Annotated in this window: 6 protein-coding genes and 2 pseudogenes; 6 read left to right on the top strand and 2 right to left on the bottom strand. The window is 45.5% G+C overall.

The features are described from left to right. Positions 1-178 (bottom strand): annotated as a pseudogene (locus tag ACEW9J_RS05345) (IS4 family transposase); the annotation flags it as partial. A gap of 170 nt (positions 179-348) precedes the next feature. Here ACEW9J_RS05345 and ACEW9J_RS05340 point away from each other — a divergent pair. Both ACEW9J_RS05340 and ACEW9J_RS05335 read left to right on the top strand, forming a co-directional pair. Beyond that, positions 349-621, top strand: coding sequence for a hypothetical protein (locus tag ACEW9J_RS05340; protein ID WP_373544103.1), 273 nt, complete (start codon positions 349-351; stop codon positions 619-621). Continuing rightward, positions 618-980 (top strand): annotated as a pseudogene (locus tag ACEW9J_RS05335) (clan AA aspartic protease); the annotation flags it as partial. The gene ACEW9J_RS05340 and the pseudogene ACEW9J_RS05335, both read left to right, overlap by 4 nt. Before the next feature lie 164 nt (positions 981-1144). Here ACEW9J_RS05335 and ACEW9J_RS05330 read toward each other — a convergent pair. Beyond that, on the bottom strand, positions 1145-5344 hold the full coding sequence (locus tag ACEW9J_RS05330) for a phytase (RefSeq protein WP_373544102.1): 4200 nt from the start codon (positions 5342-5344) through the stop codon (positions 1145-1147). A gap of 352 nt (positions 5345-5696) precedes the next feature. On the opposite strand from ACEW9J_RS05330, the gene ACEW9J_RS05325 reads away from it, so the two are divergent. From ACEW9J_RS05325 to ACEW9J_RS05310, 4 genes are all read left to right on the top strand, one after another. Next, positions 5697-5999, top strand: coding sequence for a hypothetical protein (locus ACEW9J_RS05325; protein ID WP_373544101.1), 303 nt, complete (start codon positions 5697-5699; stop codon positions 5997-5999). A gap of 181 nt (positions 6000-6180) precedes the next feature. Next, on the top strand, positions 6181-6573 hold the full coding sequence (locus tag ACEW9J_RS05320) for a DUF3119 family protein (protein WP_373544100.1): 393 nt from the start codon (positions 6181-6183) through the stop codon (positions 6571-6573). An 8-nt stretch (positions 6574-6581) separates the two neighbouring features. Next, a complete protein-coding gene (locus tag ACEW9J_RS05315; RefSeq protein ID WP_373544099.1) occupies positions 6582-7433 on the top strand; it encodes an HIT domain-containing protein in 852 nt (283 codons plus the stop codon). 152 nt (positions 7434-7585) lie between these two features. Further along, entirely contained in the window at positions 7586-8077 is a 492-nt protein-coding gene (locus tag ACEW9J_RS05310; protein WP_373544098.1) for a hypothetical protein, read from the top strand. The last annotated feature ends 127 nt before the right edge of the window (positions 8078-8204 follow it).

Below are 8204 nucleotides of genomic sequence, written 5' to 3'. Positions count from 1 at the left end.
CTGCTAGCATCAACGGTAGATTTAAGATTCGATTTCTCAATCCTAGTTGGCGATAGTAATTCGATTGGGCGAAGATTGCTGGTGTCAGTAATTGCTCCAGTTGTGCTACGCTCTTGTCTTCTACTGCTGGTTGGTGTTGCTTCTTGGCATGATCCCGATTTGTCTTACTGCGGCTCATTCGCCTCTCCCCTTGACTCAAACTGTTGCCTACTTTAAGTTTTACACCTTTTCTTTATCCCCTTGACAAATCTCTAATTTTCTTAACTTGTCACGAATGCCCGTAGTGGAATTTATGCAAGCTGCTGTGCTGGGATATAATAAGCATAAGCCATACTTGAAGGTCAGCAGATGCAAGCAATTTTGTTAAGCCGCGAAGAAGTCGCTCAACGTGCGAAGCAATTGTACGAAGATGGCATTCGTCAAAAAGTGGAGATAGAGGAGAACATCGGCAAGATGGCGATTATCGACATTGAGACTGGTGATTATGAAGTTGATAAAACGGGTTTACAAGCATCCCGAAATCTCAGCAAGAAACATCCTAACGCCCGACTCTTCGGTATTCGCATCGGATACAACGTTGCTATCTCATTTGGCGGTGTTATGGAGCGTGTCAATAAGTGATTTCCGGCATCGTAACGAGCGGACAGGCAACTGTTATTCTAACTTTTTTGCTGTCAAATGGTTCGAGAGTCCCCATTGAGTTTGTTATCGATACGGGGTTTACTGGGGAACTGTGCCTTCCGCTGGAAGCAGTTTCATTAATGGGCTTGACCTTCAGACATGACACTCTTGCAAATTTGGCAGACAGCAGCGAAATCTCGTTAGCCCTTCATGAAGCGATCGTCCTTTGGGATGGTGTGGAGCGGGACGTTTTGGTCGTTGCGACAGGGCGGCGACCGTTACTTGGTACTGCTTTGCTAGATGAGCAAGAATTGGTGATTCAGTTCACGGATAGTGGATTGGTGACGATCGATGAGTTGTATGATGTTGTCGGTGGGTGTCAGAGAATTTTCCGATCGCATCCCCTCTTTTCGGAGCGATCGATTGGAAAATCTGAGCATTATCCAATCCTGACGATCTAACCTCTAAAAAAAATCCGCACAACTCATCTTCTTGAGGAGTTGTGCCGATTGTGTGAATGAAATTAGATAAACGCGAAGTTAGCTGCGGTGAGAGTATTAGTCTCAACCCCAGTTAAGGTCGCGATCGTGTTACCGCCGATGGCGATATTGTTACCAGTCCGAGTCAAGTCGGTAAACTTAACGCCGCCAGTAATCCCTAAGACATCAGTGCCGATTTGATAATCAACAATTGTATTCGCACTTGCAGGAGCTTCACCGTTGTAAATCCAGAATTGGTCGGCACCAGCACCACCTGAGAGGAAGTTACCGCCACCGCTACCGACAAATAACTTATCGTTACCGTCGCCACCGAGGGCGCGACCATTGGTGCCGAGGAACAGGGTGTCGTTACCAGCACCAGCAGAGATTCGGTAGTCTTTGGCATCGCCAGCCTCAAAGATATCGTCGCCTGCACTGCCAAAGACGCGATCGTTATTGCCAACAAAAATAGTGTCAGCACCGCTGCCAGTATCGATCCGGTTATTGCCAGCAGCAGCACCTGCGATCGGAATGTCTACGGTATCGTTACCGGAACCCGTAAATACGATGTCATTAATCCCGTCGAATCCGGCTAGTCCCGCAACTAAATTATCAGCACCAGCGGTACCTGAGACTAAGTTAGCGGCTTGAGCTAGGGCTTGGGGTCGGGCGATCGGATTGCGCGGATTGTAGCTGGTAGAGTCGATCGTCAACGGTGTGCTGAAGGTATTAGCAATATTTTCAAATGGGACGAATTTGAAGTTGGAGCTGATATTTTCACCAGCGACGATTTTGGCGGGGTCGTTGCTACCGTCTTGAGTCACAAACAAGCCGTTGGGGAAGTTGGCACCGAGCGGGACGTTGATGACTTCTGCACCGTCAGATTCTTGGACGCTATCGATCGAGCCGTTATTCCCAACGCCAAACCGTCCGATAAAGTTATTGCTACCTTCACGGGTGTAAGCGGCAAAGGTATTATCGCCTTGACTGGAAGCAATTAAGTAACCCGCGCCATTTTTGCCGTAGTAAATAGTTAAGCCTTCGACATCGTTGGTGAGATTTTTACCACCTTCAGCTTTGACTTTATCTACCAGTATGCCTGTCGATCGACCATTGGGTTCGGCATCAAATTTCCAGATCCCGACATCTTCTTGACCAATATACAATTGTCCGGTTTCTTGGTCGGCGACAATACCTTCAGTTTGGGCGGAGGCTCCGGCGATGGTAGAAGATGGAACCGTGAAGTTGCGAACTAGTTCGTACCCGATTTTGCCGTTACCTTTATCGACTAATTTAAGTTGAGCGACATCGCCAGTTTGACGGCGAGTGGCGAAAGCGTAGTAGTCGTTGGTGACGGGGCTGCGATAGAGTGCCAAGCCATAAGCACTAGTCGCCGAGGCTGAGAATGGGGCGGTAAATGGTGCGCCTTGGAAAATCGTCGCCGCGCTGGTGTCGGTAATGCTCTCGAGATAATTACCACCTGTGCCAGCAGGATTAATCTTGAAGATTGCTAGTTTATCGTTATTGCGATCGCTAGCGACGGCGATATCGACTTTTTGACCGCCAAGTGTAAATCCATATTGCAAGTCCACATTGTTGTAACGAATGTCAGGACTGCTGGGATTAATCGTTTGAATCAGATTGCCAGATAAATCGTAAACCCGTAAACCACCATTTTTAACGCTCGTAACTACCAAACTTTTCGCTGAATCTGTCGCATTGACATACACCGCCGGATCGTCAGCATCGGCGCGTTGACTGAATGGTAACGCACCATCGTCTAAGAGCGCGGGACGAGTTTCGACAGTCGGTGTCGCGGTGGGTACCAAGTCAGCACCCAGGGTAATAATCTGAGTAAACTGGGTCGCACTGAAGTTATTATCGCTAACTAGGACGATCGATTGGCGACCGTCGGCGAGTTTGGGGCCAAAGGCTAGACCTTCGATATTATCTAAACCTGTGGATAGTTTTAGATCGTCTAAGTTCAGCACTAACCGTTTTTGGACGGGTTGGAGGGCGGCTAACTGGGCTGGGGTCAGACTTGCCAGACTATCGATCGCGCTAATGTCCGTTGCACCTTGTAAGGATATTTCATAAATCTTAATCGTATTGCCAGTCCCAGGCACGCCTGTAGAGAACGAGCGTTCTAGAGTCAGTGCCGTACCGCGATCGTCGATCGCCAGTAAATCGACCAAACCGTTGGTAGCAAAAGTAGTATTAGGTATCGGTGTCAGGGCAACTCGATCGGTTTGGTAAATGTATTCTTTTTCGGCTTGACCTGTAACCAAGTTGTACTGGACGATCCGTGAATTAGTGCCTGTAGTCGCCGTCGCAACTGTACCGTCCTGAAATAAGGAATTTTCGGTAGCTGTATACAGCGTTTTTTTGTCAGGCGTAATCGTCAGACTCTCTAAAGCGAGATTGTTTCGCACTCCGGCTGTCTGGGTATCTGGTGCATCGACGATGCCATTACCATTGGTATCGGTAACTTTGGGCAAGAATTTAGTCGGTATGGCTAACGATCGAATTTCTCGTCCGGTAGTCAGCGAAAACTCCTTGACGAACGGATCGAAAATGCGCCCTGCGGCTGGATTTACCTCACCTTCGGAGGAGATAAATACGGTACCATTTTGCGTCAGGGCGATGCCTTCAGGGTCGAGACTATTGGCAGCGAAGGGATTACCATTGAGATCCTTGAGTTGGACGACATTGGTAAAAGTTACCTCGCTAGTAACTGGATTGAGAGTGAATGTATAGAACCGCGCATTGGAAGTTCGATCGTCAGAAATCGCGTAATACTGGTTCTTTGCCGGATCGTAAGTCACCCCAGACAAACCGCCCATCGGCACATCTACACCGTTAATTTTCCCCGCTGCACCTGTCAGGACAAATCCAGTCGGTAAAATCTTTTGACCGACAAAACTCGCGCTCGCGAGCGATTTCCCGCTCGGCGTTACGCCCACCTGAACATCGGCAAATACCAAGCGGTGATCCGAAGTCGCAAAGCCACCAGGTAAAGCCGCATTAAATACGCCCACAGGTGCAAATGTCGGATCGGTATTTAACGGCCAAAATACACCACTATTATTAATTGTCAGATCTGAAGATGGCAGCACATAATCAGTCCGCAAATTACCAGGGTTCGTCCCATTATCGGCAAAATCAGCCGTATCAAACGCTGGATTTCCAGTTTGAGTAATATTATTTAAACCCTGAAGCGTAGACTGTTGTACTCCGCCCGCACTAGTCGGAATCGAATTAGTATTGATATTGGGGTTGCGTAACAACTGACTAATCGCATTATTATAGCTATCGCCATCGCGCGGATCGGCATTTTGGTCGCCCATAATTACGAAACTCGAACCGCCAACAATGCCCCCTTTACCACCTTTATCATCATAAATATAGCCACCTTGCCCTGGCGAAACATAATCCGCCCAAAAGCGAATTTCATCGGAATTCCGCTTGCCATTTCGGTCTTCAGTGCCATCAAAAACAGGCGGCGTGGGGTGGCTGACGAGGGCGTGGACGATTTCGCCATTGACCTTAATTGGCACATCCCAGTGACTCTTAGAAGACAACCGCAATTTATCGATTTCTGCCACCGAGTAGAAACCCTTGAGGTTTTCATTAACTAGCGTAGCGGGATTATCGATCGTCGGATCGTTGGTGAGCAAGCCACCCAGCATGTCCTTCCAGAGAAAATTCTGAAAAGTTCTTACATTTGCCGTATCGATTTCATACTTAGACAGCACCACCATCCCAAATTGACCTGGGAAGTTACCAAACCCAAATGAGTCGTCGCCGTAGCCATTATCACCAATCCCATCGGTGAGCGTACTAACGATACTGCCATTATTGTTGAGGTCGAAACCTGACGGAATGCCAGTATTGCTAGGGGCGATATAAAAATATTTGTAATCTACCGGATTAGCACCATTCTGTCCGACTTTCAGAAAATTATTAATAAATAGTTCAACAGCTTTATTGGGATTTGCTGCATTAAAATCAAATTCATTAATCAGCAATACATCGGGATTATTGCGTTGAATGATTTCGGCAGCATTTTTAGCTTGCTGAACCCGCAGAGCTTGGTTGCGATTGGGATTATCGGCCGCGCCGATCGCTCTGGTATCGGGAATTACCGGATTGGACAGATCGTTAATCAGTTGACCGTCAGCATTACGGTTTAAAGAAGCATTAAATTGAGCGAAGCGAATATTCGTGCCACTAACTGTATTCATCGTCTATTGTTAGAATGAGGAACTTGAATAAAAGCAGATTCTGTATATCGATCGGTTAAGTATCTAGTAAACTGTTAATTGCCAATGGATGCTGTGCCAAAACGATCGCGTCTAGTCTAAATCACTTCTCTAAGTCCAACTCTTTAATTCAAGCTTAAACTTACATTAATATTCTGATAATGAGAGGATGTCTGAAAATACTAGATCGACATCCGACTGGTAAAGCTAGAGCGTACTTCATGAATGCGGGCTGTACATGCTAATGCAGCAGATCCACAGCTTAGAGCTTCGATCGAACGAACGATCTCGATCTAGCTAATATAAATGAATTACCATCGTGAGGCATTCGATCGTGACTATCTCCCTAGACAGATCCACTCAAACTGCCACCATCAGTAAAAGAGCCGATGCTGCTTGGCAAGACTATCTCGATGCCAGAGATCGCAATTATTTGGAGTGGCACAAAATCTCATTTAACAACGGATGGTTGCGAATCGATATGGGCAATATAGGTATCAACCACGAAAGAATCCTAATAATTGCGGATGCGAATCGTGCTGTAGGCGAAGACGTGTCGTTAGACGGTCTCCTCAGCGTGCGTTCGCACCAAGCAGACATAAAGAAGAGTAGAACCATTCATCCGAGTTTCAGCTAGAGCGTTCGTAACTTTAGCGAAGCCATGATTTTCTACTCTTTTCTTTCCCTGTCTACTTTTGAGCCACTTGTGTCAGGCAGTCAGGCGGTTGACTTCGATCGGGTTGTCCTGAGTCAGTGGGAAATTAGCGTCTAATTAATTGTTAAAATAGAGTAGTTGTAGCGATCGAGATCTAAAGCCTGTGACAACTAGCCCCGAACCAACTCAGTTACCTGCTACACTCGCCCCTAATTACACTATTCCGATCGTCCTCATTGCCGTCGCTGTACCGATAGCCGCACTTCAAATCTGGGTAGGGTTAATAATTGGGATCTTCGGGCTATTTCTATCGATCCAAACCGCAATTATCAAACTAGAATTCACCCCGACGACTCTAAATGTCTATCGTGGTAGTAAAGTAATTCGCACATTTCCCTATAGTGAGTGGGAAACCTGGAAGATCTTTTGGCAGCCTTTCCCGATCTTGTTTTACTTTAAGGAAGTCAACAGTATTCACTTCTTACCGATTATCTTTGATGCTCGAATGTTGGAGACTTGTCTGGAATATCATTGTCCTGAACAAGGGCAGTCATAATTAGTTCAATGAGGCAACAAGCAAATAATTTTAGTCATCTAACGGCGATCGATCGGATTAAACTATCATCACCCATTCAATGTTTACTCGATCGAGACTTACTCAAAGGTCGGATCTTAGATTTTGGGTGTGGAATGGGTAATGATGTTAAGCTGTTGGAGCGAAGGGGTTTAGATATTACGGGTTACGATCCACATTATCTGCCCACATATCCAGATAGCAAATTTGATACGATCGTCTGTTGTTATGTGTTAAATGTGTTGATGCCAGAAGTTCAAGCTGATGTGCTGATGAATATCGCTCATTTGCTCAAACCTGGCGGTAAAGCATATTATGCTGTCAGGCGAGACTTAAAGAAGGAAGGATTTCGAGAGCACTATATCCATAAGAAACCGACTTATCAATGTACTGTTAAGTTACCATTTAAATCGATTCAGCTCAATGAGTATTGCGAAATATATGAGTACGTCCATTACAATCACCAATGGAACTCACCCAATAATTGTATATTCTGCAATCCCCACCGCAAGATAAATCTATTGACAGAATCAGCCACAGCCTACGCGATGTTTGATGGCTATCCCCTCAGCAAAGGGCACGTTCTGATCGTACCAAAACGGCATATCAGTAATTATTTTGAACTACCATCAAAAGAACAATCAGCCTGTTGGTTGATGGCAAACAAAGTTCAAGAAATTTTAACTAAAGAATTTCAACCTGACGGATTTAATGTCGGGATGAATATCAATAAAGCTGCGGGACAAGCAATGAACCACGCCACGATTCATATTATCCCCCGCTATCATGGCGATACTACTAAAAAAAGTGGGATACGATTGGTAATTCCAAAGTCGATTTAAAAGCAATCTATCTTGAGATATAAAAGTCAAGATTTTGGTAATATAGAATAAACACGAATCGCTTAATTATTGTATTCGATAATGTTTCTAAGTTTTTAGCAGAAAGATACTCGGCCGACTTCGCTACTTGGTTGTTAGGTCGAAATATTACCATGATAACCTTGAATCCAACCGAGTTAAATGTCGAGCTAATTCGGGCTGATTCTGTTGTTTTGCTATCATCAGCAGAGCTGATATTACATACAGAATTTCAAACTGAGCCGGATAAAGAAATGCCATTACGGATGGCTGACTACTATATCCGCTTGCGGCGAAGGTTTCCAGCGAGATCGATTGAGCAAGTAGTAATTTATCTCCATGCCACTGGTTCAGAATTGGTGAGACAATCTGCATATATCACCCCGAAGAATCATCAATTTCGAGTAATTAGATTGTGGGAGGAGCCTGTGGAGAACTTTATGAACATTCCAGGATTGTTACCCTATGCGGTTTTAGCACGAACGAGCGATCGAGAACGGGTGTTAGAAAGGGTAGTTGTCGAATTAGAGCGAGTATCCTCTAGACAAGAGCGCAACAATCTTATCGCCGCAGCGGGAATTTTTGCTGGTTTAGAATTGAGTCAGGATATAATTAGGGCTTGCTGAAGATCTCAGCAAGCCAATCACTGCAAGGGTTTTGAGCCTTTTTTCAGAAATTAAGTGCAAGGTTTTGACGTTGAAAGGCTCAGAACCGTTGCACTCGATCGCTTGAATCTGGCGATCGAGTGAGAAT

The sequence above is a fragment of the Chamaesiphon sp. genome, from assembly GCF_041737865.1.
Taxonomy (GTDB): domain Bacteria; phylum Cyanobacteriota; class Cyanobacteriia; order Cyanobacteriales; family Chamaesiphonaceae; genus Chamaesiphon.
Note: the sequence above shows the minus strand (reverse complement) of the source record. Positions and strands in the feature narration are given on the sequence as shown.

Coding starts and splice junctions, on each gene's coding strand:
- ACEW9J_RS05340 (WP_373544103.1), top strand. CDS start 349: ATGCAAGCAATTTTGTTAAGCCGCGAAGAAGTCGCTCAACGTGCGAAG.
- ACEW9J_RS05330 (WP_373544102.1), bottom strand. CDS start 5,344: ATGAATACAGTTAGTGGCACGAATATTCGCTTCGCTCAATTTAATGCT.
- ACEW9J_RS05315 (WP_373544099.1), top strand. CDS start 6,582: ATGAGGCAACAAGCAAATAATTTTAGTCATCTAACGGCGATCGATCGG.
- ACEW9J_RS05310 (WP_373544098.1), top strand. CDS start 7,586: ATGATAACCTTGAATCCAACCGAGTTAAATGTCGAGCTAATTCGGGCT.